Origin of the sequence: Rhodococcus sp. DMU1 (assembly GCF_012272955.1) — a bacterium.
GTDB classification, from domain to species: domain Bacteria; phylum Actinomycetota; class Actinomycetes; order Mycobacteriales; family Mycobacteriaceae; genus Rhodococcus; species Rhodococcus aetherivorans.
Genome location: NZ_CP050952.1, coordinates 872,362 through 897,434, shown reverse-complemented (window position 1 = coordinate 897,434; position 25,073 = coordinate 872,362). Strand labels below are relative to the sequence as shown.

Here is a 25,073-nt window from a genome sequence, read left to right as displayed (position 1 = left end):
TTCTGACCACTATCTCTGGGAAGCGTGAAGATGGAGTCCCCCCTGCCCCGCACCAAAGGGCTGACGCCCTCGCTGACCAGTTTCGTCGGCCGTCGCCGGGAGATCGACGAGGCTCGGGCCCGCCTGCAACAGGCCCGGCTCCTGTCGTTGCTCGGTCCGGGCGGGGTCGGCAAGACCCGGCTGGCGGAGGAGATCGCCCTCCGCTCCGCCCGCGCCTTCCGCGACGCCTTCTGCTGGATCGACCTCGCCGTGGTCCGCGATCCCGAGGCGCTCCCGTCGGCTGCGGCCGCGGCGCTCGGCGTCACCGACCAGTCCACCCGTCCCGTGCGGGACAAGATCCTCGATCACCTGCGGGACCGCCACATGCTGATCGTGGTCGACAACTGTGAGCACCTGCTCGACGCGGCGGCCGCGTTCGTCACCACGGTCCTCACCGGCGCACCCGAGGTGCGCGTTCTGGCGACGAGCCGGGAGCCGCTCGGCGTCGGCGGCGAATTCACCTACGTGCTGCCGCCGCTGAGCACCCCGACGGAATCGACCGGCAACCGCGCCGCCGACCTGGCCCTGTTCGAATCGGTCACGCTTCTCGTCGAGCGCACCCAGAGCGTGGTCGCCGAATTCCGGATGACCGACGCCAACGCCGACGCCGTCGCCCAGCTGTGCATCCAGCTCGACGGCATCCCCCTGGCCATCGAACTCGCCGCAACCCGGTTGCGGACCCTGTCCCCCGCCCAGCTCGTCGAACGGCTCGACCGGCGCTTCGCCCTGCTCACCGGCGGCAACCGCGCGGCCGTGCCCCGGCAGCAGACGCTCCGGGCGCTGATCGACTGGAGCTACGAACTGTGCTCCGCACCGGAGCGCACGCTGTGGGCGCGGCTGTCGGTCTTTCCCGGCAGCTTCGATCTCGAAGCCGCCGAGTCGATCTGCGGGGACGAAGACCTTCCCCCGGAACAGGTGATGGATCTGCTCGACGGTTTGGTGTCGAAATCGCTTGTCACGGTCGATCGTTCCGCAGAGGCCTTCCGCTACTCGCAGCTGATGACCGTGCGCGAGTACGCGCACGAGCTGCTCGACGCCGGTGGACGACGGAACGATCTGTACCGGCGGCACCGAGACCACTACCTCGAGCGGGCGCAACGTCACGCGGCGGACTGGTACGGGCCGAGACAATCGGAACTGTTGTCGCGGTGGCGGATCGACCATCCGAACTTCATGGCCGCGCTCGACTGGTCGCTACGGGACGACAGCGACCTGTCGGCCGCGGCCGCCCTCGCCGTGGCGCTGCGGTATCACTGGATCGCGGGAGGCAACCTCTCCCACGGCCGCACCCGGCTCGAGCGGCTTCTGCAACGACTGCCCCGGTCCACTCGCGACCGGGGCCACGTCCTGTGGGTGACCGCGTGGACGGCCCTGATCCAGGGGGACCGGGAGGGAGCCGCACTTCATCTTGCCGAATGCGGATCCATCGCAGCCGAACTGGAAGATGCCGAGTTGCAGGCGCACCACGACCACTGGGCCGCCCTGCACGCCTTGTTCTGCGGACGAACCACCGACGCGATCGATCTCTACGACGCGGCGATCGCCGTTCATCGCACCCGAGGCGATCGCGCAGCAACCCTCACCGCCTTGTTCCAGCTGGCCATGGCCCAGACCTACGACGGCCGGCTCGACGACGCACTCGCCACGTGTGCACACGTGATCCACGTGGCGGACGAACACGGCGAGCAGTGGAACAAGGCGTACGCCCTGTGGGTTTCGAGCCTGGCCTACTTCCACCTTGGCCGGATCGACGACGCCGTCGACGCCGCGGAACAGGCCCTGCACATCCAGCGCGACTTCAAGGACAAGATCTGCACCGCCCTGTCGATCGAACTTCTCGCCTGGGCGGCGGAAGCCGTCGGTCACACCGAGCGGTCTGCCGCGCTCTTCGGCGCGGCCAAGGCCGTGTGGCAGCGACTCGGCACTTCCGTCGCCGCCTTCGGTCCCCATATCACGGGCGATTCGGCGCACTGGGAACAGCGGGTCCGACAGTCGCTCGGAACGAAGAAGTACGCGCGCCTGTCGACACCGCCGGCACACCTGACCATCGAGCAGGCTGTCGACACGGCTCTCGGGACGCCTGCGGGCGGATCGGCGACCGCGTCACCCACCGCTTCCCCGTTGACCCGCAGGGAAGAGGAGGTGGCCGAACTCGTCGCCCGGGGCCTCAGCAACCGGGAGATCGCGGATCAGCTCGTGATCTCGCACCGGACGGTCGACGGGCACGTCGAACACATCCTGGACAAACTGGGCGTCGGATCCCGCACCCAGGTGGTCGCCTGGGTGCACGCCCGCGCCGCGGGAACGGCACACGGGCCCGGCTGACAGCCGCCGCGGGACTCGGGGTGCGACGTCGTTCAGCCGCGCGCCGCGATCCGTGCCTGCACCTCCGGCCGGCGCAGCGGCGGCACCGTCGGCGGCGGCTGCCGGCGCGGCGGGAGCCGGTCGAGCAGTCGCATGGTGACGGCAGTGACCTCGGCGACGGCCTCCTCGAACGGTTCGCGGGTGGCGTCGGACAGTTTGTGGACGCCGCTGACCTTGCGCACGTACTGGCGGGCGGCGGCCTCGATCTCCTCGGCGGTCGCTGCCGGCTCGAGCCCGCGCAGCTCCGTGATGTTCCGGCACATGGACCGAGGGTAACCCGGGTCCTCAGCCGAGGCGACCGCCGAGCATGCCGCGCAGCGCATTCAGGCAGAGCTCCCGCAGCTGCGTCCCGGTGACCGTGGGGTGATCGTGCCAGTCGACGCACACGCTGCGCACGAGGGCGATCCATCCCTGCACGGCCACCGCGACGAGTTCGCGTTCGTCGTCGGGCGGGGCGAGCGCGTCGAGGATGCGTTCCTGCTGAACGCCGAGTTCGGCGTCGACGATCGCGCGGATACCGGCGTCGGCGGAGTCCGCGGCCCGGTTGACCGCCGCGACGCCCTGCCGGTGCGACGCGACGTAGTCGAGGTAGGCGTCGAGGCCCGCGATGATCCGCTCGGCGACGGTGAGCTGCGGATCCGGTTCGGTGACGGCGAGCAGCCGGTCGGACTCGCGCTGGACGACCGCCGCCATGAAGTCTCGTTTGGTCGGAAAGTAGTGGTACATCAGGCCGCGCGAGACCCCGGCGAGTTCGGCGACCTCCTCGATCCACACGTCCTCGTAGGCGCGCTCGGCGAACAGGCGCGCGCCGATGTCGAGCAGCTGCGCGCGGCGCTGCTCGGGATCGAGTCGTCGGCGGGATCGGGCCACGGACTCAATCTAGTTCTTGACACCCGTCCGTCCCGGCGTAGCGTGATTACTGTACACGGATTCAATAACTGGGGGTCGGAGCATGGCCATGGCCACGTCACGGGTGTTCGACACGGAAATTCCGCGCCCGCCGAAACGTCTCCCCCTCGTCGGCGACGTCCTGGGCATGTCGCTCGAGACCCCGGTGCAGAACTCGATGGCAATCCACAAGGCCCTCGGCCCGGTGTTCGAGCGCACGGCCTTCGGCCGCCGCTTCGTGTTCGTCTGCTCCGGCGAGCTCACGGCCGAGCTGTCCGACGAGAAACGCTTCGCCAAGCACCTCGCGCCGGGTGTGGAGGCCCTGCGCGCGATCGGCGGCGACGGGCTGTTCACCGCCTTCAACGAGGAACCGAACTGGCGCCGCGCGCACGAGCTGCTGATGCCCGCGTTCACCCAGCAGGCGATGCGCCGGTACCACGCCACGATGCTCGACGTCACCGCCCAGCTCGTCGCACACTGGGACCGTACGGCGCGCAGCGGCGGCGACGTGGACATCGCCGCGGACATGACGAAGCTGACGCTGGAGACCATCGGCCGCAGCGGCTTCAGCTACTCGTTCGAGCCGTTCGAGCGTGCGGCGCGGCACCCGTTCGTCGAGGCGATGGTCGGCGGACTCTCGTTCTCGCAGCGCAGCATGCTGCGCACGGTGCCGGTCGTCGGGCGCTTCCTCTTCCCCGCCGCCAAGCGGCAGTACGACCTCGACCGGGCGCACATGCGCGACGTCGTCGACGCGGTGATCCACAGCAGGCGCGACGCCCCCGGCCCCGCCCCCGACGACCTGCTCGAGCTGATGCTGCGGGCGGCACGGGAGGACGATCCCAACAAGCTCGACGAGATCAACATCCGCAACCAGGTGCTCACCTTCCTCGTCGCCGGTCACGAAACAACTTCGGGCGCATTGTCGTTCGCTCTCTACTACCTGATGCGCGACCCACAGGCCTACGCGCGGGCGCGGGCGGAGGTCGAGGAGATCTGGGGCGACGGCGAGCCCGCATTCGAGCAGATCGCCAAGCTGCGCTACGTCCGCCGGGTGCTCGACGAGGCGCTGCGCCTGTGGCCGACCGCGCCCGCGTACGCGCGGGAGGCGAGGGTGGACACCACCCTCGCCGGCCGATACCGGATGCGTGCCGGCGACTGGGTGCTCGTGCTGCTGCCCGCGGTGCACCGCGACCCGGCGGTCTGGGGCGACGACGCCGACGAGTTCGACCCCGACCGCTTCCTGCCCGAACGGGTCCGGGCCCGGCCCGCGCACGTGTACAAACCGTTCGGCACCGGCGAACGCGCTTGCATAGGAAGGCAGTTCGCGCTGCACGAGGCCACGCTCGTGCTGGGAACCCTGTTGCGCCGCTACGACCTGGCGATGGACCCCGCCTACCGGCTGAAGGTGGCCGAACGGCTCACCCTCATGCCGGAGGGACTACACGCCCGGGTGTCCTTGCGGTCCTGAGCCGGCGCCCACCCGTGTCGTAGGCTGAGCCGGGCGGGTGGGAGAGGCCCGCACGGGAGGGAGAAACCATGAGATTCGGTTCCGCAGGCGTCACGGCGGCGGCGCTGTCCACGATCGTTGCGGCCCTGGTCGTCCCGGCGACGGCGCAGGCGGGGCCCACCGCCGACGTCGTCGCGGGCCGGGAGCGGGTGAAGGTGACGGTGCACGGTGTGCCCGTCCATCCGGAGAGCTGCCGTGTCGATCCCGATGCGGACGGCCACACCCGCAGCCTGCCCGTCGAACCGTCCGGTTCGATGGTCGCCCACGGCGTCGCACCCGGGCCGCGGCGCGTGCTCGTCTGGTGCCCGGACGGGGGCATCGTCTACGAGCAGATCGTCCACGTCCTGCCCGCCGATCCGCTCGCCGACCTCGCCGACCACGCGTTCCGCACCGCCGGCAGCAGCGACCGGGTCACCGATCCGACCCTGCGCTGACGCGCCGGTGTGTCTCTTGGGCTGCCCTGACAGCCCAAGGGACACACCGGCGGCGCAGCCGCCTTTCTACACCCGCTCGATGATCGTCACGTTGGCGGTGCCGCCGCCCTCGCAGATCGTCAGCAGGCCGTAGCGACCCTCGCGGCGCTCGAGCTCGTTCAGCAGAGTCGCCATCAGCTTGGTGCCGGTGGCGCCGAGCGGGTGGCCCAGCGCGATGGCGCCGCCGTTGACGTTGACCTTGGCCGGGTCGGCGCCGATCTCCTTGATCCAGGCCAGCACGACGGGGGCGAAGGCCTCGTTGATCTCGACCAGGTCGATGTCGTCGATGCTCAGGCCGGTCTTCTCCAGCGCATGCTGCGTCGCCGGGATGGGCGCGCTGAGCATGAAGATCGGGTCGTCGCCGCGGGCACTGAGGTGGTGGATCCGGGCGCGGGGCTTCAGGCCGTACTTGCGCACGGCCTCGTCGGAGGCGAGCAGCACCGCCGAGGCACCGTCGGAGATCTGGCTGGCGACGGCGGCGGTGAGCCGGCCGCCCTCGACGAGCGTCGCGAGTGACGCCATCTTCTCGAGGCTCGTCTCGCGGGGTCCCTCGTCGACGGTGGCGTCGCCGAGCGGGACGATCTCGCCCTCGAACCGGCCCTCGGCGATGGCCGCCTTGGCCCGCTCATGGCTCTGCAACGCCCAGCGCTCGAGGTCCTCGCGGCTGAGATCCCACTTGTCGGCGATCATCTCGGCGCCGCGGAACTGCGAGACCTCCTGGTCGCCGTAGCGCTCGGTCCAGCCGGTCGAACCGCCGAACGGGGTGTCGAAGCCGTACTGCTGCCCGACGATCATGGCCGCGGAGATCGGGATCTGCGACATGTTCTGCACGCCGCCGGCGACGATGAGGTCGGCGGTGCCGGACAGGATGGCCTGCGCACCGAAGTGCAGGGCCTGCTGGCTCGACCCGCACTGCCGGTCGACGGTGACGCCGGGAACGTGCTGCGGGTAGCCGGCGGCGAGCCACGCGGTGCGGGCGATGTTGCCGGCCTGGCCACCGATGGCGTCGACGCAGCCGAAGACGACGTCGTCGACGTCGCTCGGGTCGATGCCGGTGCGGTCGACGATCGCCTTGATCACGTGCGCGCCCAGGTCGGCCGGGTGGACGACGGACAGGCCGCCGTTCTTCTTGCCGATCGGGGTGCGTACCGCGTCGACGATGTATGCCTCGGTCATGAGGGACTCCTAGTCGGTTCCGGGGAAGGTCGGTTCAGGGGTTGGCAAGTCCGTCGAGGACGATGGACAGGTACTGCTGCGCCACCTTGTCGGCGGTGAGGGTGCCGCCGGGCCGGTACCAGCGCACGGCCACCCACACGGTGTCGCGCAGGAACCGGAAGACGAGTTCGACGTCGACGTCCGGCCGGAACGTGCCGTCGGCGATGCCGCGCTCGATCACCCCCACCCACAGGTCGCGGAATTCGGTGTTGAGGTCGGAGATGTAGGAGAACCGCTCGTTCTCCACGAGCCGCTTGGCCTCGTCCTGGTAGATCGCGACCGCGGCGTGCGACTTGTCGATCGATTCGTACGACGCGGTGATGAGCGCCTCGAGGGTGGCGCGGGAGTCCGCCCCCGAGGCGACGATCTCGCGGTAGCGGCCGAACAGGTCGTCGAGGAATCCCCGCAGGATCTCGTCGACCATCGACTCCTTGGAGTCGAAGTGATGATAGAGACTGCCCGACAGGATGCCCGCGGCGTCGGCGATGTCGCGCACGGTGGTGGCACGCACCCCGCGCGAGGCGAACAGCTGAGCGGCGATATCGAGCAACTCGGCGCGACGCCCGGACTTGGCAGCATCGTCTCTGGGAGGAGTCATGGAGGCATCCTTTCAGGCTGCCGTGCGCGGTTCCGGTGGCGGCGGCTACCGGAACCGCGCACGGGTCAGGCCCTCTGCGAGGAGATCGAGACGACCTCGCCGGTCAGGTACGTGGTGTAGTCGCTGGCGAGCATGGCGATGGTCGCGGCGATCTCCCAGACCTCCGCGGCCCGCCCGTACGCCTCGTCGGCGGCGAGCCGGTCGAGCAGGTCCTCGCTGGTGACCTTCGCGAGGAAGGCGTGCCGCGCGATCGACGGGGCGACGGCGTTGATCCGGACCCCGTACTCGGCGGCCTCGATCGCCGAGCAGCGGGTCAGCGCCATCACGCCGGCCTTGGCGGCCGCGTAGTGCGCCTGCGAGTGCTGCGCGCGCCAGCCGAGCACCGAGGCGTTGTTGACGAGGACGCCGCCGTGGCCGGCCGACCGGAAGTAGCGCAGCGCGGCGCGGGTGGCGCGGAAGGTGCTGGTGAGGGTGATGTCGAGGACGCGGTCCCACTGTTCGTCGGTCATGTCGACCACCGGGGTCTCACCGCCGAGGCCGGCGTTGTTGACCAGCACGTCGATGCGCCCGAGCCGGTCGGCGGCGCCGGTGATCAGCGCGTCGACCTGCTCGGTGGAGGAGACGTCGCACACGAGGGCGTCGACCTGCTGCGACGGGAACTCGGCGGCGAGCTTGTCGACCGTCTCCCCGAGCCGACGCTCGTGGAAGTCCGAGACGAGCACGTCGCCGCCCTCGAGCAGGGCGCGACGGGCGGTCGCGAAACCGATGCCGGTGCCGGCGGCGGCGGTGACGACGACCTTCTTGCCGGCGAGCAGGCCGTGGCCCGGGGTCTCGACGGGCGGCGTGGCGAGGGGGGAAGTGGTCACGGACGGGCCTCTCGGGGAAGGCCGAGCACGCGCTCGGCGATGATGTTGCGCTGGACCTCGTTGGATCCGCCGTAGATGGTGTCGGCGCGGGTGAACAGGAACAGCCGTTGCCACTCGGCGAGCTCGAGATGCTCGGGATCCGAGAGCACCGACGGGTTGCCGGCATGGTCGTGCTCCGGCCCGACGAGCGAGGCCGGGCCCTGCACGTCCATCGCGAGCTTGCCGAGGTCGCGGTGCCAGTTGGCCCACAGCAGCTTTGCCACCGACGCCTGGCCGGGGTCGGCCTCGCCGAGGGTGCGCACGGCGTGGGCGCGCATCACGCGCAGGCCGATGCGGGCGCGCGCGATCCGCTCGCGAATGTGCGGATCCTCGGCGGCACCGTTGGATGCGGCGAGGTCGGCGACGCCCTGCAGCTCACGGGCGAAGCCGATCTGCTGGCCCAGGGTGGAGACGCCGCGCTCGAAGGTGAGCAGTCCCATCGCGACCTTCCACCCGTCGCCGGGGGCGCCGACGACGAGGTCGGCGTCGGTGACGGCGTCGTCGAAGAAGACCTCGTTGAACTCGGAGGTGCCGGTGAGCTGCTGGATGGGCCGGACCGTGACGCCCGGTTGATCGAGCGGCACGAGCAGGAAACTCAGGCCGTGGTGCCGGGAAGAGCCGGGTTCGGTGCGGCAGACCACGAACGCCCACTGTGCGACGTGCGCGAGGGACGTCCACACCTTCTGGCCGTTGATGATCCACTTGCCGTCCTCGAGCCGGGCGGTGGTGGCGACGTTGGCCAGGTCGGAACCGGCGCCGGGCTCGGAGTAGCCCTGGGCCCACAGTTCGGTGACGTTCCGGATGCCGGGCAGGAAGCGGCGCTTCTGGTCCTCGGTACCGAAGGCGACGAGGGTGGGCCCGAGCAGTTCCTCGCCGAGGTGATTCACGCGGGCCGGCGCGTTCGCCTTCGCGTACTCCTCGTGGAAGATCACCTGCTGTTCGAGGGTGGCGCCGCGTCCGCCGTACTCGGCCGGCCAGCCGATGCAGGTCCATCCGGCGGCGGCGAGATGCCGGTCCCAGGCCAGGCGCTGCTCGAAGTACTCGTGCTCGCTGCCCGGGCCACCCTTGCCCTTCAGCTCGGCGAATTCGCCGGTCAGATTGTCCTCCAGCCACTGCCGGACCGTGGCGGCGAACGCGGCGTTGTCGAAACCCGTGTCGTCCAGTCTCTCGCTCTGATGCACGTCTGTACGATAACCTACCAAGCACTTGCTAGGTAGGGAGCTCCGTGACCGCACAACCGAGAACCACACCGGCGGCCCTCGAACGCGCCGCATCGGCGCACGCCGACCGGACCGCGATCGTCGACGGCGACGTGCAACCGACGTTCGCACAACTGCGCGACCACGTCCGCGAATTCGCCGCCGCCCTCGTCGCCCACGGCGTCGGGCCCGGCGCACGCGTCGCGATCTGGTCGCCCAACACGCACCACTGGATCGTCGCCGCGCTCGGGATCCACTGGGCCGGCGGCATCGTCGTCCCCGTCAACACCCGATACACCGGCGACGAGGCGCACGACATCCTCGACCGGATCGACGCCGGCGCCCTCGTCGTTGCCGGGGACTTCCTCGGCACCGACCGGTACGCGGCCCTGCGCGCTGCGGCGCCGGAACTGCACCTTCCCACCGTCGTGCGGGTCCCGCTGGGTGGGACCGACGCCCCCGCCGACGGCGTGGTGGACTGGGACGAGTTCCTCGCCTCGGCGACGGAGGACGCGCGCGCCGAAGCCGACGCGCGCGCGCGGGCCGTCTCCCCCGACGACGTCTCCGACATCCTGTTCACCTCCGGCACCACCGGGCGGAGCAAGGGTGTGCTCAGCGCCCACCGGCAGCTGATCGGGGTCGCCCGGGCGTGGGCGGACTGCGCCGAACTCACGCCGGACGACAACTATCTCGTCATCAACCCGTTCTTCCACAGCTTCGGATACAAGGCCGGTTTCGTCGCGGCGCTGCTCGCGGGCAGCACCGTCGTGCCGATGGCGGTGTTCGACGTCGAGAAGGTGATGGCCACCGTCGCCGACCGGCGGATCAGCGTGCTGCCCGGAGCGCCGACGATCTACCAGAGCATCCTCGACCACCCCCGCCGCGACGAATTCGACATGTCGTCCCTGCGGATCGCGGTCACCGGGGCCGCACCCGTGCCCGTCGCGCTCGTCGAACGCATGCAGAACGAACTGAGCTTCGACGCGGTGCTCACCGCGTACGGGCAGACCGAGGCCGTGGTCGCGACGATGTGCCGCACCGACGACGATCCCGTCACCGTCTCCACCTCCTCCGGCCGCGCCACCGCCGGCTTCGAGGTCCGCATCGGCGACAAGGGCGAGATCCTGCTGCGGGGCCCCAACGTGATGCTCGGCTACCTCGACGACCCGGAGGCCACCGCCAAGACGATCGACGCCGACGGCTGGCTGCACACCGGCGACGTGGGCACCCTCGACGAACGCGGCTACCTCGACATCACCGACCGGCTCAAGGACATGTACATCAGCGGCGGGTTCAACGTCTATCCCGCCGAGATCGAGGCGGCGCTGATGCGCCTGCCCGGCGTGCACGAGGTCGCGGTCATCGGTGTGCCCGACGAGCGCATGGGCGAGGTCGGCCGCGCGTACGTCGTCGCCCTCGAGGGCAGCGGCCTGACCGAGGAGGCCGTGATCGCGTTCTGCAAGGAGAAGCTGGCCAACTTCAAGGTGCCCCGCTCGGTCCGCTTCACCGGGCACCTGCCCCGCAACCCGTCCGGCAAGGTTCTGAAAAACATTCTGCGTGAGGAGAAGTCATGACCGTCCCCTACGAACCCGACGTCGTCACCTACGAGGTGCGCGACGGCGTCGCGATCGTCACCCTCAACCGGCCGGACTACCGCAACGCGCAGAACTCGGTGATGACCTACGCCCTCGACGCCGCGTTCGAACGGGCCGTCGAGGACGACGAGGTGAAGGTGATCGTGCTCGCCGGCAACGGCAAGCACTTCTCCGCCGGCCACGACCTGGGGACCCCCGGGCGTGATCACCACGTGCACTACGACAACAAGGCCGTCATGTGGTGGGACCACGTCGACAAGCCCGGCGGCGACCAGCGCTACGCCCGCGAGATGGAGGTGTACCTGGGCATGTGCCGCCGCTGGCGGGAGATCCCCAAGCCGACGATCGCGATGGTGCAGGGCGCATGCATCGCCGGCGGCCTCATGCTCGCCTGGGTGTGCGACCTGATCGTCGCGTCGGAGGATGCGTTCTTCTCCGATCCCGTGGTGCGCATGGGCATTCCCGGAGTGGAGTACTTCGCCCACCCGTGGGTCCTCGGCACCCGCTTCGCCAAGGAGATCCTCTACACCGGCGACCGCTTCGGCGCCCAGCGCGCGTACGAGGTCGGCATGGTCAACCGCGTCGTGCCGCGCGAGAAGCTCGAGGAGGAGACCCTCGCCCTGGCCGCGCGTATCGCCGAGATGCCGCGGTTCGGCCTGGCCCTGACCAAGCGCGCCGTCAACCAGTGCGAGGACCAGATGGGCATGCGGAACGGCATGGACTCGGTGTTCGGCCTGCACCACTTCGCCCACGCCCACAACGCCGAGGTCGGCACCGACTCCCTCGGCGGCATGAACGCCAAGTCGATGGCGGCGAGCGCCCGCCCCGCCCCCGCGAGCAACGCGGGCCCCACGGCCCAGGACGGAGCGAAGTAGTGGATCTCGAGTTCGACGACGCAACCCTCGCCTTCCGCGACGAGGTCCGCGCGTTCCTCGCCGAGCACGTCCCGCAGACCCCGCTGAAGTCGATGGACACCGCGGAGGGCTTCGAAGAGCACCGGCGGTGGGAACGAACCCTCGCCGACGCCCGGCTGTCCGTGGTGTCCTGGCCCGAGGAACTCGGCGGCCGCGACGCCTCGCTGCTGCAGTGGGTGGTGTTCGAGGAGGAGTACTACCGCGCCGGGGCACCCGGACGCGTCAGCCAGAACGGCATCTTCCTGCTCGCCCCCACCCTGTTCGAGCACGCCCACCCCGACCAGCTCGCCCGCATCATGCCCCGCATGGCGCGCGCCGACGACATCTGGGCACAGGCCTGGTCCGAACCCGAGTCCGGCAGCGACCTCGCGTCGCTGCGCTCGACGGCCACCCGCGTCGACGGCGGCTGGCTGCTCAACGGGCAGAAGACGTGGAGCTCCCGGGCGTCCTTCGCGGACATGGGCTTCGGCCTGTTCCGCTCCGACCCGGAAGCGCAGCGGCACAAGGGCATCACGTACTTCATGTTCGACCTGCGCGCGGAGGGCGTCACCGTCCGGCCCATCGACCAGCTCGACGGCGAGCCCGGCTTCGCCGAGATCTTCCTCGAGGACGTGTTCGTGCCCGACGACCCCGCCGACCCCGGCGCGTCCGGGGTCATCGGCGGCGTGAACGAGGGCTGGCGGGTCGCGATGAGCACCGCCTCCAACGAGCGCGGCCTGTCGCTGCGCTCCCCCGGGCGGTTCCTCGCCACCGCCGACCGGCTGCTGCAGCTGTACAAGTCGTCGGATCTACACGGGGACGCGGCCCTGCGCAACCGCGTCGCCGACACCTGGATCGGCGCGCGCGCCTACGAGTTGTCCACCTGGGGCACGGTCACGCGATTGCAGGACGGCGGGCAGCTCGGCGCGGAGTCGTCCATCAACAAGGTGTTCTGGTCGGAGTGGGACATTGCCGCCCACGAGACGGCGCTCGACCTGCAGGGCGCCGCCGCCGAGCTGGTCGACGGCTGGACGGACGGTTACCTGTTCTCGCTGTCCGGCCCGATCTACGCCGGCACCAATGAAATCCAGAAGAACGTCATCGCCGAGCGCCTGCTCGGCCTCCCGAAGGGCGACCGATGAGATTCGCGCTCGACTCCTCCCACGAGGACTTCGCGTCCAGTATCGATGCGCTGCTCGCCAAGTCCGACATGCCGGCCGTGATCCGCGCGTGGAGCGCCGGCGACACCGGCCCCGGCCTGAAGGTGTGGCAGCGTCTCGCCGAGATCGGGCTCGGCGGCCTGCTCGTCGGCGAGGACCACGACGGCGTGGGTGCCGACGCGGTCGACCTCGTCGTCGCCGTCGAACAACTCGGCCGCCACGCCGTGCCGGGCCCGGTCGTCGACACCGTCGCCGTCGCCCCGGTGCTGCTCGCGGCCGCGGCGCCGGACCGGTTGCCGGCCCTGGCCTCCGGCACGCTCGCGACCGTCGCCGCCGCTCCGGGCGTGCCGTTCGCGGTCGACGCCGACGTCGCCGACCTGGTGCTGCACGTCGACGGCTCGGCCGTGTCCGTCGGCACCCCCGGGCAGCCGCGCGAGTCCGTCGACCCGGCCCGCCGGCTGTTCCCCGTCTCGGCGGGAGAGTCGTTGGGCGAAGCCGACTTCGGTGCCGCGTTCGACCTCGGCGCGCTCGCCACCGCGGCGCAGTTGCAGGGGCTCGGCCGGACGCTGCTCGAGCGCACCACCGAGTACGCACAGCAGCGCCGGCAGTTCGGCCGGGCCATCGGCTCCTTCCAGGCCGTCAAGCACCACCTCGCCGAGGTGGCCGTCGCGCTGGAGATGGCCCGGCCGCTGCTGCACGGCGCGGCGCTGTCGGTGCGCGACGGGCTGCCGCAGGCGTCGCGGGACGTCTCCGCCGCCAAGGTCGCATGCGGCGACGCCGCCTACCGTGCGGCCCGGACCGCGCTGCAGGTGCACGGCGCCATCGGCTACACCCGGGAACACGATCTGTCGCTGTGGCTGACGAAGGTCCGCGCCCTCGTCACCGCGTGGGGCACGCCCGACGTGCACCGGGCGCGGATCGTCGACGCGCTGGAGGCGTCGTGACGTTCGAAACCGAGGACCGCGCCGCGCTGCGCGAGTCGGTGCGCAACCTGCTCGCCAAGCACTCCGACTCGTCGGCGGTGCGCAAGGCGATCACCGCGCCCGAGGGCTACGACGCCGGCCTGTGGGAGCGGATGGTCGAGCAGATCGGGGTGGCGGCGCTCGCCGTGCCCGAGGACTACGACGGCGTGGGCGCCTCGCTCGCCGAGACCCACGTCGTGCTCGAGGAACTCGGCCGGACACTGACGCCGTCACCGATGCTCGGCTCGGCGGTGCTCGCGGCGCAGGCGCTGCTGCTGTCCGGCGACACCGAAGCATGCGCGCGGCTGCTGCCGGGCATCGCCGCCGGGGAGATCGCGGCCGTGTGCTGGGCCTCGGGGGCGGGCTGGTCGTCGCCGGGGGTGACCGCGACCGGCGACCGGCTCGACGGCACCGCGCACTACGTGCTCGGCGGAGACGTCGCGAGCACCCTGCTGGTGCTCGCGCGCGACGGGGACGCCGTCGCCCTGTTCGAGGTGGATCCGCACGCGACCGGCGTGACCCGGCGCCGGGGGCCGACGATGGACCCGACCCGCAGCCTCGCGCAGGTGCGGTTCGACGGGGTGACCGGGCGGCCGCTCGCGTGCCCGGCGGATCTCGTGGACCGGTTGCGCACCGTCGCGCTGATCGCGCTGTCGGCCGAGCAGGTCGGTGCGGCACAGGCCGCGCTGGATCTGACCGTGGAGTACACGAAGAACCGCAAGCAGTTCGGCCGCGTCATCGGGTCCTTCCAGGCGCTCAAGCACCGCATGGCCGACATGTACGCGCTGGTGGAGACCGCGCGCTCGATGTCGTACGCGGCGGCGCTGTCGCAGGATACGCAGGACGCGTATGCGGCGAAGGTGTACTGCTCGGAGGCGTTCGAGCAGGTGGCCGCGGAGACGATCCAGTTGCACGGGGGCATCGCCATCACGTGGGAACACGACGCGCAGCTGTACTTCAAGCGCGCCCACGGCACCGCCCAGCTGTTCGGGCAGCCGCGCGAGTTCCTGGCCGCGATCGGAATGTGACGCCCGCGTGCCCGAGCGAATGAACCATCGCGTCGGCCTGATCGAGTGAGGGGTACATTCGCTCGGGCCGCGGGGCGATCCGGCAGTCGTTAGCCTGGGACGATGAGCACTCCCGTGATCACGCTGAATTCCGGAACCACCATCCCGCAGCTCGGCCTGGGAGTCTGGCAGGCCACCAACGAGCAGACCGAACACGCCGTGCGCTTCGCCCTCGACGAGGCCGGCTACCGGCACATCGACACCGCCGCCGCGTACGGGAACGAGGAGGGCGTCGGGCGCGGTATCGCGGCCTCCGCGGTCCCGCGGGAGGACGTCTTCCTCACCACGAAGCTGTGGAATGCCGACCAGGGCTACGACCGGGCACTGCAGGCGTTCGACGAGAGCCTCCGCCGCCTGGGCACGGACTACGTCGACCTGTACCTGATCCACTGGCCGTTGCAGGACAACGACCGGTTGCTGCGCACCTGGGACGCACTCGAGAAGATCGCCGGGTCCGGCCGGGCAAAGGCGATCGGCGTGTGCAACTTCGAGCCGCACCACCTGCAGCTGCTCGTCGATCGCGGCGGCATGCTGCCCGCCGTGGACCAGGTGGAGCTGCACCCGCACCTGCCCCAGCAGGAGATCCGCGCCTTCGCGGCCGACCACGGTATCGCCGTCGAATCGTGGAGCCCGCTGGGCGGTACCAGCAATTCCGGGTGGGGGCGCGATTCCAAGCCGAACACGCTGCTGATCGATCCGATCATCACGCGCATCGCGGACCGGCACAGCAAGTCCGCGGCCCAGGTGCTGATCCGCTGGCACCTGCAGAACGGCCTGATCGTGATTCCGAAGTCGGTCCACGACGCGCGGATCGCGCAGAACTTCGACGTGTTCGACTTCGAACTCGACGACCTCGACCTGAGCGAGATCGCGACCCTCGACGACGGCACGCGCGTCGGCATGCACCCGGACGAGATGAACATCGGCGCGCCGGACTGACGGACGATCCCCGCACGGGCAGCCGCGCCCCTCGGCACGCGGCTGCCCGTTTCCGGGCGTATTCGCCGATCACCTTGCGCTTCCAGGACGCAGCACGAATAGTAGAACACGTTCTCATTCAGGACCCGGCCGGTCGCGGGTTCGCAATCGGTTCGCGCAGAGGGGCAGGACGTGACGACACACATGATCTCGGGCACCCCGATCGAGATGCCGGTGCGGATTCGAACCGCGACGGCATTCATGGCGATGTACTCGGTGCCCGCCGCCCCGGCTCGGGCCCTGATCGATCACACGGGACTCGAACTGCTGCACCACCGCCCGGGGCGCGGTATCTGCATCCTGGTGTTCGTGGACTACGTCGACGGAGATCTCGGACCCTACAACGAGTTCGGCGTGTGCTTCCTCGTTCGTGACCATCGCCGGCGCGGCGGTACCGTGCTGCAGGATCTGCGGGAACTCGCCCGCGGCGGCGCCGGCGCCCTGATCCATCAACTGCCCGTCGACGGCGAGTTCACCCTGGCGGCAGGACGGGGAATCTGGGGGTTCCCCAAGATCCTCGCCGACTTCGACGCCGACCACGCCGGCGCCGTCAAGCGCGCGTCGGTGAGCCGGGACGGGCAGCTGATCGCGGAACTGTCGGTGCGCCCGGGCCTCGCGGTTCCCGGGCGTGGTGCCGCCGCCTCCGTCACGGCCTACTCCCATCTGGACGGGATCACCCGGCGCACCGGATGGGCGATGAATCCCGCCGGCGTGCGCAGCCGCGTCGGCGGTGCCACCCTGCGCCTCGGAACCCACCCCATCGCCGGCGAACTGCGCGCGCTGGGGCTGCCCCGGCGCGCGCTGCTCACCTCGTCGATCCCCCGCCTGCAGATGACCTTCGGAGACGCCGAACCGATCTGATCCGGCCTTCGGGTTTCGACGCCCGTCGCAGCGGGCACCCACCGACTCGAAGACACAATCGATCGGTGAGGTCACCATGATCAACAACAGCGACATCGATGCACTTGTCGGCGCCACCGTCTACGGACCCGGCGGCGACAAGCTCGGCAAGGTCGGCGAGGTCTACCTCGACAACCGCACCGGGAACCCTGCTTGGATCACCGTCGTCACCGGCCTGTTCGGCACCCGTCGGCATTTCGTGCCGATCGACGTCGCCGAGCTGGACGGCAAGGACATCCGTCTGCCGTTCGACAAGGACACGGTGACCGGCGCCCCGAACATCGACGAGGACGGCCGTCTCACCCCCGAGGAGGAGACGCAGCTCTACCGCTACTACGACAGGGCGGATACCGACACCGACACCGGTCGCGCACCGGACGCCGACCGGACACCCGACGCCGATCGGGTGCGGGACACCGACCGGACGCCGGACACCGACCGGACACCCGACGCCGATCGGCTGCGCGACACCGACCGGACACCGGAGACCCATCGGACGCCGCAGGGAGGCGCGCCGGGTGTGTCCACCTCGGCTCCGCCGTCGGCCACACCGTCGCATCCCGGTGGCACCGGTGACACAACGCAACACGGCGCCCCCTCGCCCGGCCCGCGACTCCACAAGCGGGTCGTGACCACCGAGTACTACGTCGACGAGGGCGCCCCCGGCCAGCACCCCGACCAGGAGGACCGACGATGATCGAACGCGAGCCTGCCGGTGCCAGTGCCGCCGGCCGCGACCCCGTTCCCGGCCGCGACCCCGCTCCCGGCCGCGACCCCGTTCCCGGCCGCGAGCGCGTGGTCACGGACGACCGGGTGACGGACCGCACCACCGCCGCCGCGCCCTTCGAGGAGCGGGTGACGACGAAGCCGGCCAAGACGAGTGTGGCCGCCGCCCTCGCACTCGCCGTCGGCACCGCCGCCCTGGTGTGCGTGCTCTCGCTCGTCCTCTCCCCCGTGGGTCTGGTGCTGTCCGTCGTCGGGCTCGTGCTCGGCATCGTGGGTCTTCGCGCGGCACGTCGACTGGGCGTGACCGGGCGCGGCGTCGCCATCGCGGGCATCGTGCTCAGCATCGTCTCGCTCGTGCTGTCGATCGCCTACGTGGCGGGTGTGGTGACGGTGCTCAACAACGACCGCATGGTCGAGCAGCTCGAACAGCAACTCGACCGGGCCCGCGACCAGCTGCCCGACAGCATCCAGGTGCCCCAGCCCGGCGAGTAACCGTCCGGCCGGCCGTGCCGGCCCCCTAGAGCCAGGTGTCCTCCGAGGTACTGGTGAGAAACGCCTCGAGGTCGTCGCGCCAGGGGGCCGGCACGGTCTTGTCCGGCTCGATGCCGGTGTACTGGCCGCGATAAAACAACAGCGGCCGCTCCTTCTCGTCGCGCACCTCGCTGAGCGAGGACACCCGTCCGAACACCACCCAGTGGTCGCCGCCGTCGTGCACGGTCTCGACGGTGCAGTCGATGTGCGCCAGGGATCCGGTCAGGACGGGCGAGCCGAGCGGCGACGGGCGCCACTCGACGCCGGCGAACTTGTCCGGCTCCCGGGACCCGAACCGGGCGCACGTGTCCTGCTGCTCCTCCGCGAGCACGTTGACGCAGAAGCGCCCGGATCGTTCGATCGCGGTCCACGACCGCGACGTCCTCGTCGGGCAGAACAACACCAGCGGCGGGTCCAGCGACAGCGCCGCGAACGACTGGCAGGCGAATCCCACCGGCTCGCCCGCGTCGACGGTGGTGATGATCGTGACCCCCGTGCAGAACTGGCCCAGCACGTTCCGAAAGACCCGGGGGTCGATCCCACCGTCGTCGGCGGTGGTCACGGCTGCATCCCCACGCTGAAGTCGTGACCCCACAGGCTGACCGCTGTGGACTCCCGGGCGATCCACTCCTCGTCCTTGACCTGCCTTCCCTCGCAGCCGAATTCGACGTCGAAGCCACCCGGGGTCTTCATGTAGAACGAGAGCATGAGGTCGTTGACGTGCCGGCCCAGCGTCGCCGACATCTTCACCTTCCGGCGCAGCGCCCGGTCCAGGCACAGCCCGACGTCGTCGGCGTTCTCCACCTCGATCATCAGGTGCACGATGCCACTCGGCGTGGGCATCGGCAGGAACGCCAGGCTGTGGTGCCGTGGGTTGCACCCGAAGAAGCGGAGCCAGGCCGGTTTCCCGTCGGCCGGGCGGCCCACCATCTGTGGCGGCATGCGCATCGAGTCCCGCAGCCGGAAGCCGAGGACGTCGCGGTAGAAGTGCAGGGCCTCCTCGTCGTCGCGGGTGGACAGGACGACGTGCCCGAGTCCCTGCTCGCCGGTGACGAACCGATGCCCGTACGGGCTGACCACGCGGCGGTGCTCGAGCGCCACCCCGTGGAACGCCTCGAGGGTGTTGCCGGACGGGTCCTGGAACACGATCAGCTCGTCCACACGACGGTCGGCGAGCTGCTCGGCCGTGCCCTCCTTGAACGGGACCCCGGCGGCCGCGAGGTTGTCGCGCACCTCCTGCAGCTCGGCGGCGTTCGCCGTCTCCCAGCCCGCGACCAGCAGCCGGTCGCTCTCGTGCGGCTCGATGACCAGCCGGGCCGGGAAGTCGTCCATCCGCAGGTACAGGGCGTCCGGGTGGACACCCTTGCCCTCCACCATGCCGAGCACCTTCAGCCCGTACTCGCGCCAGGCGTCCATGTCGGTGGCGCCGATGCGCAGATACGCGAGGGATCGGATACCCATGTCAGACACTCCCGTCGCTTCGCTCGCCCCGACCGCTCCGGTCGGTCAGGAAATCGATTGTCAGGCGGTTGAACTCGTCGAACTTCTCGAGCTGGGCCCAGTGCCCGCAGCCGCCGAAGACGTGCAGCTGGGCGCGGGGGATGAGCTTGAGCGCGACGAGTGCCCCGTCGAGCGGATTGACCCGGTCCTCCCGGCCCCAGATCAACAGCACCCGCTGCCGCAGCTTGTACGCGTCGCGCCAGAGCATCCCCAGCTCGAAGTCCGGTCCGGAGAACGACTTTCCCATCGCGCGCGCAGCGGCGAGCGACTCGGGGGTGCTCGCGGCGGCGAAGCGTTCCTCGACCAGCTCCTCGGTGATCAGCGACTGGTCGTACACCATCACCCGGAGGAACGCCTCGAGCTTCTCCCTGGTCGGGCCCTCCGGCGGCGCCGCGAACCGGCCGAGGTGCTTCACGCCCTCGGTAGGGTCGGGCGCGAAGAGATTGACGCTCAATCCCCCCGGCCCCATCAACACGAGCCGTCCGGCCCGGTCCGGGAAGTCCAGTGCGAACCGCACCGCGGCACCGCCGCCGAGCGAGTTGCCGAGCAGGTGCACGCGCCCGTCGACGCCGAGGTGGTCGAGCAGGTCCTTCAGCGCGGTGGCGCTGTGCACGAAGTACTGCGGATGCTCGGTGGGCTTGTCGGACTTGCCGTAACCGGGCTGGTCGACACAGATGACGTGGAAGCGCTCGGCCAGCACGGGGATGTTGCGGGCGAAGTTGGACCAGCCGGAGGCGCCCGGACCGCCGCCGTGCAGCAACACGATCGTGGTGTCGTGTCCGACCCCCGCCTCGTGGTAGTGCAGCCGCAGGTCGTGGCGCACCTGAGCGAACCGGGATGTCGACTCGTAGGTGATCTCTTCCGTCGCAGTCAATTCGGTCTCCCTACACCATCGTGTCGGTGATCGGCAGTCCGAACTCGCCGGCGCCGAACATCACATAGGCGCGCTCGGCGTCGTTGGCGGCATGGACACGCCCGGCGTGGGCGTCGCGCCAGAACCGTTGGATCGGCGTGCCGTTGGCGAGGGCGGTGGCACCGGAGTTCTCGAACAGCAGGTCGATGGACGCGATGGCGCGGCCGGTGGCGCGGACCTGGTCGCGACGGGCGCGCAGCCGCAGTTCCATCGGGACCTCCTCGCCGGCGACGAGGTGCGCGTACTCGTCGGCGACGTTTCCGGACAGCTGGCGCCACGCGGCGTCGATGTCGCTCGAGGCCTCGGCGATCCGCACCTTCGAGAACGGATCGTCCTTGGACTTCTCCCCCGCGTAGGCGGCGCGCACGCGCTTGCCCTGATGCTCGACGTGGGCCCGGTAGGCGCCGTAGGCCATGCCGACGATCGGCGTGGAGATCGTGGTGGGATGGATGGTGCCCCAAGGCATCTTGTAGACCGGCGCGGTGTTGCGCTCGAGGCCGGGGGCGGTGAGGTTGCTCATCGCCTTGAAGCTGAGGAAGCGGTGCCGGGGCACGAACACGTCCTCGACCACGATCGTGTTCGACCCGGTGCCGCGCAGGCCGACCACGTTCCAGACGTCGTCGATCCCGTAGTCCGCGCGCGGGATCAGGAAGCTGCCGAAATCGACGGGGCGGCCGTCCTTGAGGACCGGGCCACCGACGACGACCCACGTGGCATGGTCGCACCCGGAGGACCAGGCCCACGCGCCGTTGACCCGGTAGCCGCCGTCCACGACCTCGCCGGCGCCCATCGGGGCGTAGGAGGAGGAGATGCGCACGTCGGTGTCCTCGGCCCATACGTCCTCCTGGGCCTGCTGCGAGAACAGGGCCAGGTGCCAGTTGTGGACACCGATGATCCCGGACACCCATCCGGTGGAGCCGCACGCGCTCGCGATGTTGCGGACAGCCGTGTAGAACAGCACCGGGTCGGCCTCGTAGCCGCCCCACTGCTTCGGCTGGAGCAGCCGGAAGAACCCCGTCTCCTGCAGCGCCTTGATCGAGTCGTCGGGGATGCGGCGAAGATCCTCGGTCTCCTGTGCACGTTCCCGCAGGGCGGGCAGCAGCGCGTCGATCCGCTGCAGTACCTCGTGGCTCTCGTGGTCGCCCACTGGACGCTCCCGTCTGTTCCGGAAATGATCGCTTGCTTCGAGACTAGAACACGTTCCCATTCATGTCGAGACCGCGGAATCACCGCACGTCGGCGTCTTTTCTGTGGGACGAAAGTCCCGGATCGCTTCCGGATCGCCGCAATATTCTATAACGTGTTCTACTAGATGAACCGAAGGGAAGTGAGGGGACAATGGCACAGATTCGCGAGATCGACGTCGGAGAGGTCCGCACGCGTTTCGCGCGGGGTTGGCACTGCCTCGGGCTCGCCAGGACGTTCAAGGACGGCAAGCCGCACGCCGTCGAGGCCTTCGGCACGAAGCTCGTGGTCTGGGCCGACAGCCAGGGCGACCCGAAGGTCCTCGACGCCTACTGCCGGCACATGGGCGGCGACCTGTCGCAGGGCGAGATCAAGGGCGACTCCGTCGCCTGCCCCTTCCACGACTGGCGGTGGGGCGGCAACGGCAAGTGCACCGGCATTCCCTACGCCCGTCGCGTGCCGCCGCTCGCCCGCACCCGCTCCTGGCTGACGATGGAGAAGAACGGGCAGCTGTTCGTATGGAACGACCCCGAGGGCAACCCCCCGCCGCCGGAGGTCACGATCCCCGACATCGAGCAGTACGGGTCGGGCGAGTGGACCGACTGGACGTGGAACTCGATCCTCATCGAGGGCGCCAACTGCCGGGAGATCATCGACAACGTCGTGGATATGGCGCACTTCTACTACATCCACTACGCGTTCCCGACCTACTTCAAGAACGTCTTCGAAGGGCACGTCGCCGCGCAGTACCTCAACACCCGCGGCCGGCCCGACAAGGGCATGTCCACCCAGTACGGCATGGAGTCGCTGCTGAAGTCGTTCGCGGCGTACTACGGTCCCTCCTACATGATCAATCCGATGACCAACAGCTACGGCGGCTACGAGGTCGAGTCGGTGCTGATCAACTGCCACTACCCCGTGACCCACGACTCGTTCGTGCTGCAGTACGGCATCATCGTCAAGAAGCCGACCGGGATGTCCGACGAGATGTCGGCCAAGCTCGCCGCGAAGTTCACCGAGGGCATCGGCGAGGGCTTCCTGCAGGACGTCGAGATCTGGAAGAACAAGACCAAGATCGACAACCCGCTGCTGTGCGAGGAGGACGGCCCGGTCTATCAGCTGCGACGCTGGTACGAGCAGTTCTACGTCGACGTCGCCAACGTCACCGAGAAGATGACGCAGCGCTTCGAATACGAGGTGGACACCACCAAGGCCAACGAGGCGTGGCAGGCGGAGGTCGCCGAGAACCTCGCGCGGCAGAAGGCCGAGCAGGAACAGGGCAAGCAGGAAGCGGAGGTCTGACGATGGATCCCTCGACCCGGGCGCGCCGGTGGGCGAAGGCCCCGGACTTCGCCGGCCAGCCCGCGCGGGTCGAGGCGGTCCGCGCGCAGACCGCCATCGACAAGATCAACTACCTGGATTCGGGCCTGCACGAGGTGCGGTGCCGCGAGTGCGGCACCTGCGTGCTGGTGCGCAAGAACAGCTTCGACCACACGAGCGTGCAGTGGTGCGAGAACCCCGCGTCGGTGTGCCCGAACTTCCGGGACGACGCGACCCCGGGCGCCCTGCGAGACGGCTGCCCGCAACTGCGCGCAAGCATCGAGCAGGCGGTGCTCGACGGCCGGATCACCGTGCCGGACTGACGTCGCCGCGCCGCGGAGCGGCGAGTTGTTCGAGCGAATCGAGCACCGGCGCCGTCGCCGACACCCGATAGACGTGCCGCACCCGGTGCTCCTCGAGCTGACCCACCGTCAGGGATCGTCAGTCCATCCATCCTTGCCGAGCGCGTTGCATGTCAACCCGCTTCCCGGCCACGGGGGTGCCCTCTTCGAGCAGGAGTGCCGGTGCACGACCGCCGTGACACGAGGCGGTTGTTCCGTCGGCGTAGACGACTCGCCACCAGGGAACGTTGTCGTCCAGCAGGCTCATCGCTCGGCCCACCTGCCGTGGACCCGCCCCGATTCTCTTGCCGATATCGCCATAGGAGGCAACCGAGCCCGGAGGGATGGCAGCGACTGCCTCCCGGACCGCGTCGATGATGCTCGTCTCGTCTCGAGTGACCATCGGGATTCCGGCCCCCTAAAGCTTCGTCAGCGCATCGCCTTTGTGCATCGCGATGTGCTCGGTCTTGTCGCTCTTGATCTCGTATTGAGGGTCACTCTCACTGCAACGCCGTGTGCGCCCCTTGAACTCCACGTCCTTCGTGTGCTTCCTGATGATGACGCCCTCGACGTATCCGGCTTCGGAGTTCCACCGGACATGGTCGCCGACGGAGAAGTCAGTCGTCATAGCCCTTCCTCCACTCGATGTTCGTCCTCGTGAGGCTACCCGGCTCACGGCTTCTGTATGCCGGCGGAAGAGGCGACAGCAGATCGCCGGCAGGCGGGGTTGGCTGGCGAGTCGGTCTTCGGGCAACCGGTGCCGATCGATATCGTCGGCTGTGGGCATCGCGTGGTCTCCCTCGAGACCGTTGCCACCTGACGACCGTCTACTGAGCATCGCTCTATGCTGGCGTGGTGTTCCTTCTATTCGGATACGGCACCAAGCGGCAACACCTCGGCTCCGGGCAGACCCGAACGTGCCCGCGCTGCCACAACACCACACAGTGGGCACGGATCCGGGAATTCAGCCAGTTCACGTTGTTCTTCGTTCCGGTCGCGCGATGGAGGCGCCGGCAGCTGGAGGAATGCGGCATCTGCGGCACCGCCGTCGAAGTCTGAGCGCCTTCATTCGGCGACGGGCCACCGACGGAGCGTGCGTCGGCGCACTCAGCCGACACGGTTGTTCAACAGCTGCAGCACCCTGTGCTGTCACACGAAAATCGTTGCGCAACAGAGACTTTTACAATCCGGTCGAAACACTCCGTCACGGGCACTGCCTCCCGGGCGCGCGACCGTTTCCACGACCCCACCCCCATCGACCACCAGACCGGCTACCAGGCCCGAGATGATAGAACCGATTCCCTTGGGGCACAGGGTGATCCTGTCGAGTGCCATCCATCGGGTGGCGAGCAGCGCAGCGGCACGTTCGCCGAGGCACCGCAGAAGGCGGCCTCTGGTGGGCCGGCCAAGTCCAAGCCTGATCCACGGCATCGGCAGCTGCGAGACAGCGGTCGGCTCGATCCTCACCGAAGCTCACCACATCATTACTCGCACACTGCTCGGTCACGTCAAGAGCTGAAACTGCTCAGCGCCCTTCTCCGACACCACCCGGTCGGGAAACCATACCCCTGGGGCACTGCCCCCAACGGTGCCCGCGCGACGCCGCCGACCGCATGGGCGGCCGTTCTCCGGCACGACCTGCGCGACCCCACCCCGATCGAGGCGAGTGAGGAGATGTGCACCGCCCGCCGAGCCCGGACTGCCGGGCAACGCACGGACGCCCACCGCAGAACCGGTGGCAACCGATGCACCGCGAGGCCGGTCGAGGAGGACGAAGTTCGATGCCGTCACAGCGATGAGTCCGCCGACGCCCG

Annotated in this window: 28 protein-coding genes and 1 pseudogene; 15 read left to right on the top strand and 14 right to left on the bottom strand. The window is 69.7% G+C overall.

Annotation, left to right across the window (positions count from 1 at the left end):
- The first annotated feature begins 30 nt into the window (after positions 1-30).
- Positions 31-2,364: a LuxR C-terminal-related transcriptional regulator gene (locus HFP48_RS04160; protein ID WP_210432801.1), complete on the top strand. Its 2,334-nt coding sequence runs from the start codon at positions 31-33 to the stop codon at positions 2,362-2,364.
- A 32-nt stretch (positions 2,365-2,396) separates the two neighbouring features.
- On the opposite strand, the gene HFP48_RS04155 is transcribed toward HFP48_RS04160, so the two are convergent.
- Positions 2,397-2,666: a DUF2277 family protein gene (locus HFP48_RS04155; protein WP_006937792.1), complete on the bottom strand. Its 270-nt coding sequence runs from the start codon at positions 2,664-2,666 to the stop codon at positions 2,397-2,399.
- A 22-nt stretch (positions 2,667-2,688) separates the two neighbouring features.
- Positions 2,689-3,273 carry a TetR/AcrR family transcriptional regulator gene (locus tag HFP48_RS04150; protein WP_029540975.1) on the bottom strand — a complete coding sequence of 195 codons (585 nt, stop codon included), beginning with the start codon at positions 3,271-3,273 and terminating at the stop codon, positions 2,689-2,691.
- Between the two features lie 88 nt (positions 3,274-3,361).
- Between HFP48_RS04150 and HFP48_RS04145 the strand changes: the two genes are divergently transcribed.
- Entirely contained in the window at positions 3,362-4,759 is a 1,398-nt protein-coding gene (locus HFP48_RS04145; protein WP_006937788.1) for a cytochrome P450, read from the top strand.
- Between the two features lie 68 nt (positions 4,760-4,827).
- The gene (locus HFP48_RS04140; RefSeq protein WP_168579063.1) at positions 4,828-5,232 is read left to right on the top strand and encodes a hypothetical protein; all 405 of its coding nucleotides are present in this window, start codon (positions 4,828-4,830) and stop codon (positions 5,230-5,232) included.
- A 66-nt stretch (positions 5,233-5,298) separates the two neighbouring features.
- On the opposite strand, the gene HFP48_RS04135 is transcribed toward HFP48_RS04140, so the two are convergent.
- The 4 genes from HFP48_RS04135 to HFP48_RS04120 all read right to left on the bottom strand — a co-directional run bounded on the left by HFP48_RS04135 (position 5,299) and on the right by HFP48_RS04120 (position 9,170).
- Positions 5,299-6,447: an acetyl-CoA C-acetyltransferase gene (locus HFP48_RS04135; RefSeq protein WP_168579062.1), complete on the bottom strand. Its 1,149-nt coding sequence runs from the start codon at positions 6,445-6,447 to the stop codon at positions 5,299-5,301.
- Positions 6,448-6,481: 34 nt separating this feature from the next.
- On the bottom strand, positions 6,482-7,084 hold the full coding sequence (locus HFP48_RS04130; protein ID WP_043797511.1) for a TetR/AcrR family transcriptional regulator: 603 nt from the start codon (positions 7,082-7,084) through the stop codon (positions 6,482-6,484).
- Positions 7,085-7,149: 65 nt separating this feature from the next.
- The gene (locus HFP48_RS04125; protein ID WP_006937781.1) at positions 7,150-7,950 is read right to left on the bottom strand and encodes an SDR family oxidoreductase; all 801 of its coding nucleotides are present in this window, start codon (positions 7,948-7,950) and stop codon (positions 7,150-7,152) included.
- Positions 7,947-9,170, bottom strand: a complete 1,224-nt coding sequence (locus HFP48_RS04120; protein ID WP_006937778.1) for an acyl-CoA dehydrogenase family protein — start codon at positions 9,168-9,170, stop codon at positions 7,947-7,949. Before HFP48_RS04120 ends, HFP48_RS04125 begins: the two co-directional genes overlap by 4 nt.
- A gap of 44 nt (positions 9,171-9,214) precedes the next feature.
- Here HFP48_RS04120 and fadD3 point away from each other — a divergent pair, with 44 nt between their 5' ends.
- From fadD3 to HFP48_RS04075, 9 genes are all read left to right on the top strand, one after another.
- Positions 9,215-10,762: a 3-[(3aS,4S,7aS)-7a-methyl-1,5-dioxo-octahydro-1H-inden-4-yl]propanoyl:CoA ligase gene (fadD3, locus tag HFP48_RS04115; RefSeq protein ID WP_029540963.1), complete on the top strand. Its 1,548-nt coding sequence runs from the start codon at positions 9,215-9,217 to the stop codon at positions 10,760-10,762.
- Positions 10,759-11,658, top strand: coding sequence for an enoyl-CoA hydratase (locus tag HFP48_RS04110; RefSeq protein WP_029540960.1), 900 nt, complete (start codon positions 10,759-10,761; stop codon positions 11,656-11,658). The genes fadD3 and HFP48_RS04110 overlap by 4 nt, the downstream gene beginning before the upstream one ends.
- The gene (locus HFP48_RS04105; protein WP_006937775.1) at positions 11,658-12,818 is read left to right on the top strand and encodes an acyl-CoA dehydrogenase family protein; all 1,161 of its coding nucleotides are present in this window, start codon (positions 11,658-11,660) and stop codon (positions 12,816-12,818) included. The genes HFP48_RS04110 and HFP48_RS04105 overlap by 1 nt, the downstream gene beginning before the upstream one ends.
- A complete protein-coding gene (locus HFP48_RS04100; protein ID WP_029540956.1) occupies positions 12,815-13,780 on the top strand; it encodes an acyl-CoA dehydrogenase family protein in 966 nt (321 codons plus the stop codon). The genes HFP48_RS04105 and HFP48_RS04100 overlap by 4 nt, the downstream gene beginning before the upstream one ends.
- Complete coding sequence (locus tag HFP48_RS04095; protein ID WP_168579061.1) at positions 13,777-14,826, top strand: acyl-CoA dehydrogenase family protein; 1,050 nt, start codon at positions 13,777-13,779, stop codon at positions 14,824-14,826. Before HFP48_RS04100 ends, HFP48_RS04095 begins: the two co-directional genes overlap by 4 nt.
- 102 nt (positions 14,827-14,928) lie before the next feature.
- Positions 14,929-15,804, top strand: coding sequence for an aldo/keto reductase (locus HFP48_RS04090; RefSeq protein WP_029540948.1), 876 nt, complete (start codon positions 14,929-14,931; stop codon positions 15,802-15,804).
- Between the two features lie 183 nt (positions 15,805-15,987).
- Positions 15,988-16,704 (top strand): acetoacetate decarboxylase family protein, encoded by a 717-nt coding sequence (locus HFP48_RS04085; RefSeq protein ID WP_043797523.1) that lies wholly within the window; start codon positions 15,988-15,990, stop codon positions 16,702-16,704.
- A gap of 76 nt (positions 16,705-16,780) precedes the next feature.
- Positions 16,781-17,440, top strand: a complete 660-nt coding sequence (locus HFP48_RS04080) for a PRC-barrel domain-containing protein (protein ID WP_168579060.1) — start codon at positions 16,781-16,783, stop codon at positions 17,438-17,440.
- Positions 17,437-17,961, top strand: coding sequence for a DUF4190 domain-containing protein (locus HFP48_RS04075; RefSeq protein WP_168579059.1), 525 nt, complete (start codon positions 17,437-17,439; stop codon positions 17,959-17,961). The genes HFP48_RS04080 and HFP48_RS04075 overlap by 4 nt, the downstream gene beginning before the upstream one ends.
- Before the next feature lie 25 nt (positions 17,962-17,986).
- Here HFP48_RS04075 and hsaB read toward each other — a convergent pair whose 3' ends face one another.
- The 4 genes from hsaB to hsaA are packed head-to-tail and all read right to left on the bottom strand — an operon-like array spanning position 17,987 to position 21,560.
- Positions 17,987-18,562 (bottom strand): 3-hydroxy-9,10-secoandrosta-1,3,5(10)-triene-9,17-dione monooxygenase reductase subunit, encoded by a 576-nt coding sequence (hsaB, locus tag HFP48_RS04070; RefSeq protein ID WP_065923061.1) that lies wholly within the window; start codon positions 18,560-18,562, stop codon positions 17,987-17,989.
- On the bottom strand, positions 18,559-19,461 hold the full coding sequence (gene hsaC / locus HFP48_RS04065) for an iron-dependent extradiol dioxygenase HsaC (RefSeq protein WP_161996832.1): 903 nt from the start codon (positions 19,459-19,461) through the stop codon (positions 18,559-18,561). Before hsaC ends, hsaB begins: the two co-directional genes overlap by 4 nt.
- 1 nt (position 19,462) lies before the next feature.
- On the bottom strand, positions 19,463-20,374 hold the full coding sequence (hsaD, locus tag HFP48_RS04060; RefSeq protein WP_006937757.1) for a 4,5:9,10-diseco-3-hydroxy-5,9,17-trioxoandrosta-1(10),2-diene-4-oate hydrolase: 912 nt from the start codon (positions 20,372-20,374) through the stop codon (positions 19,463-19,465).
- A 10-nt stretch (positions 20,375-20,384) separates the two neighbouring features.
- Positions 20,385-21,560, bottom strand: a complete 1,176-nt coding sequence (gene hsaA, locus HFP48_RS04055; RefSeq protein WP_006937755.1) for a 3-hydroxy-9,10-secoandrosta-1,3,5(10)-triene-9,17-dione monooxygenase oxygenase subunit — start codon at positions 21,558-21,560, stop codon at positions 20,385-20,387.
- 191 nt (positions 21,561-21,751) lie between these two features.
- Between hsaA and HFP48_RS04050 the strand changes: the two genes are divergently transcribed.
- Complete coding sequence (locus HFP48_RS04050) at positions 21,752-22,900, top strand: Rieske 2Fe-2S domain-containing protein (protein WP_065923063.1); 1,149 nt, start codon at positions 21,752-21,754, stop codon at positions 22,898-22,900.
- A 2-nt stretch (positions 22,901-22,902) separates the two neighbouring features.
- Positions 22,903-23,241, top strand: a complete 339-nt coding sequence (locus HFP48_RS04045; protein WP_006937751.1) for a hypothetical protein — start codon at positions 22,903-22,905, stop codon at positions 23,239-23,241.
- On the opposite strand, the gene HFP48_RS32050 is transcribed toward HFP48_RS04045, so the two are convergent.
- The 3 genes from HFP48_RS32050 to HFP48_RS04035 are packed head-to-tail and all read right to left on the bottom strand — an operon-like array spanning position 23,225 to position 23,887.
- A complete protein-coding gene (locus HFP48_RS32050; RefSeq protein WP_006937749.1) occupies positions 23,225-23,347 on the bottom strand; it encodes a hypothetical protein in 123 nt (40 codons plus the stop codon). The two genes, HFP48_RS04045 and HFP48_RS32050, sit on opposite strands and share 17 nt — an antisense overlap.
- A gap of 12 nt (positions 23,348-23,359) precedes the next feature.
- Positions 23,360-23,662 (bottom strand): MGMT family protein, encoded by a 303-nt coding sequence (locus HFP48_RS04040; protein WP_006937742.1) that lies wholly within the window; start codon positions 23,660-23,662, stop codon positions 23,360-23,362.
- Between the two features lie 15 nt (positions 23,663-23,677).
- Entirely contained in the window at positions 23,678-23,887 is a 210-nt protein-coding gene (locus tag HFP48_RS04035) for a DUF2945 domain-containing protein (RefSeq protein WP_029540900.1), read from the bottom strand.
- Between the two features lie 227 nt (positions 23,888-24,114).
- Between HFP48_RS04035 and HFP48_RS04030 the strand changes: the two genes are divergently transcribed.
- A complete protein-coding gene (locus HFP48_RS04030) occupies positions 24,115-24,318 on the top strand; it encodes a zinc-ribbon domain-containing protein (RefSeq protein ID WP_081636979.1) in 204 nt (67 codons plus the stop codon).
- Between the two features lie 228 nt (positions 24,319-24,546).
- Here HFP48_RS04030 and HFP48_RS31460 read toward each other — a convergent pair.
- Positions 24,547-24,648 (bottom strand): annotated as a pseudogene (locus HFP48_RS31460) (IS5/IS1182 family transposase); the annotation flags it as partial.
- Between the last annotated feature and the right edge of the window lie 425 nt (positions 24,649-25,073).

Excerpts from the sequence above, each read along its gene's own strand:
- HFP48_RS04160 (WP_210432801.1), top strand. The coding sequence starts at position 31 with ATGGAGTCCCCCCTGCCCCGCACCAAAGGGCTGACGCCCTCGCTGACC.
- HFP48_RS04155 (WP_006937792.1), bottom strand. The coding sequence starts at position 2,666 with ATGTGCCGGAACATCACGGAGCTGCGCGGGCTCGAGCCGGCAGCGACC.
- HFP48_RS04145 (WP_006937788.1), top strand. The coding sequence starts at position 3,362 with ATGGCCACGTCACGGGTGTTCGACACGGAAATTCCGCGCCCGCCGAAA.
- HFP48_RS04140 (WP_168579063.1), top strand. The coding sequence starts at position 4,828 with ATGAGATTCGGTTCCGCAGGCGTCACGGCGGCGGCGCTGTCCACGATC.
- HFP48_RS04135 (WP_168579062.1), bottom strand. The coding sequence starts at position 6,447 with ATGACCGAGGCATACATCGTCGACGCGGTACGCACCCCGATCGGCAAG.
- HFP48_RS04130 (WP_043797511.1), bottom strand. The coding sequence starts at position 7,084 with ATGACTCCTCCCAGAGACGATGCTGCCAAGTCCGGGCGTCGCGCCGAG.
- HFP48_RS04110 (WP_029540960.1), top strand. The coding sequence starts at position 10,759 with ATGACCGTCCCCTACGAACCCGACGTCGTCACCTACGAGGTGCGCGAC.
- HFP48_RS04100 (WP_029540956.1), top strand. The coding sequence starts at position 12,815 with ATGAGATTCGCGCTCGACTCCTCCCACGAGGACTTCGCGTCCAGTATC.
- HFP48_RS04090 (WP_029540948.1), top strand. The coding sequence starts at position 14,929 with ATGAGCACTCCCGTGATCACGCTGAATTCCGGAACCACCATCCCGCAG.
- HFP48_RS04085 (WP_043797523.1), top strand. The coding sequence starts at position 15,988 with ATGATCTCGGGCACCCCGATCGAGATGCCGGTGCGGATTCGAACCGCG.
- HFP48_RS04080 (WP_168579060.1), top strand. The coding sequence starts at position 16,781 with ATGATCAACAACAGCGACATCGATGCACTTGTCGGCGCCACCGTCTAC.
- HFP48_RS04075 (WP_168579059.1), top strand. The coding sequence starts at position 17,437 with ATGATCGAACGCGAGCCTGCCGGTGCCAGTGCCGCCGGCCGCGACCCC.
- hsaC (WP_161996832.1), bottom strand. The coding sequence starts at position 19,461 with ATGGGTATCCGATCCCTCGCGTATCTGCGCATCGGCGCCACCGACATG.
- HFP48_RS04050 (WP_065923063.1), top strand. The coding sequence starts at position 21,752 with ATGGCACAGATTCGCGAGATCGACGTCGGAGAGGTCCGCACGCGTTTC.
- HFP48_RS04045 (WP_006937751.1), top strand. The coding sequence starts at position 22,903 with ATGGATCCCTCGACCCGGGCGCGCCGGTGGGCGAAGGCCCCGGACTTC.
- HFP48_RS04040 (WP_006937742.1), bottom strand. The coding sequence starts at position 23,662 with ATGGTCACTCGAGACGAGACGAGCATCATCGACGCGGTCCGGGAGGCA.
- HFP48_RS04035 (WP_029540900.1), bottom strand. The coding sequence starts at position 23,887 with ATGACGACTGACTTCTCCGTCGGCGACCATGTCCGGTGGAACTCCGAA.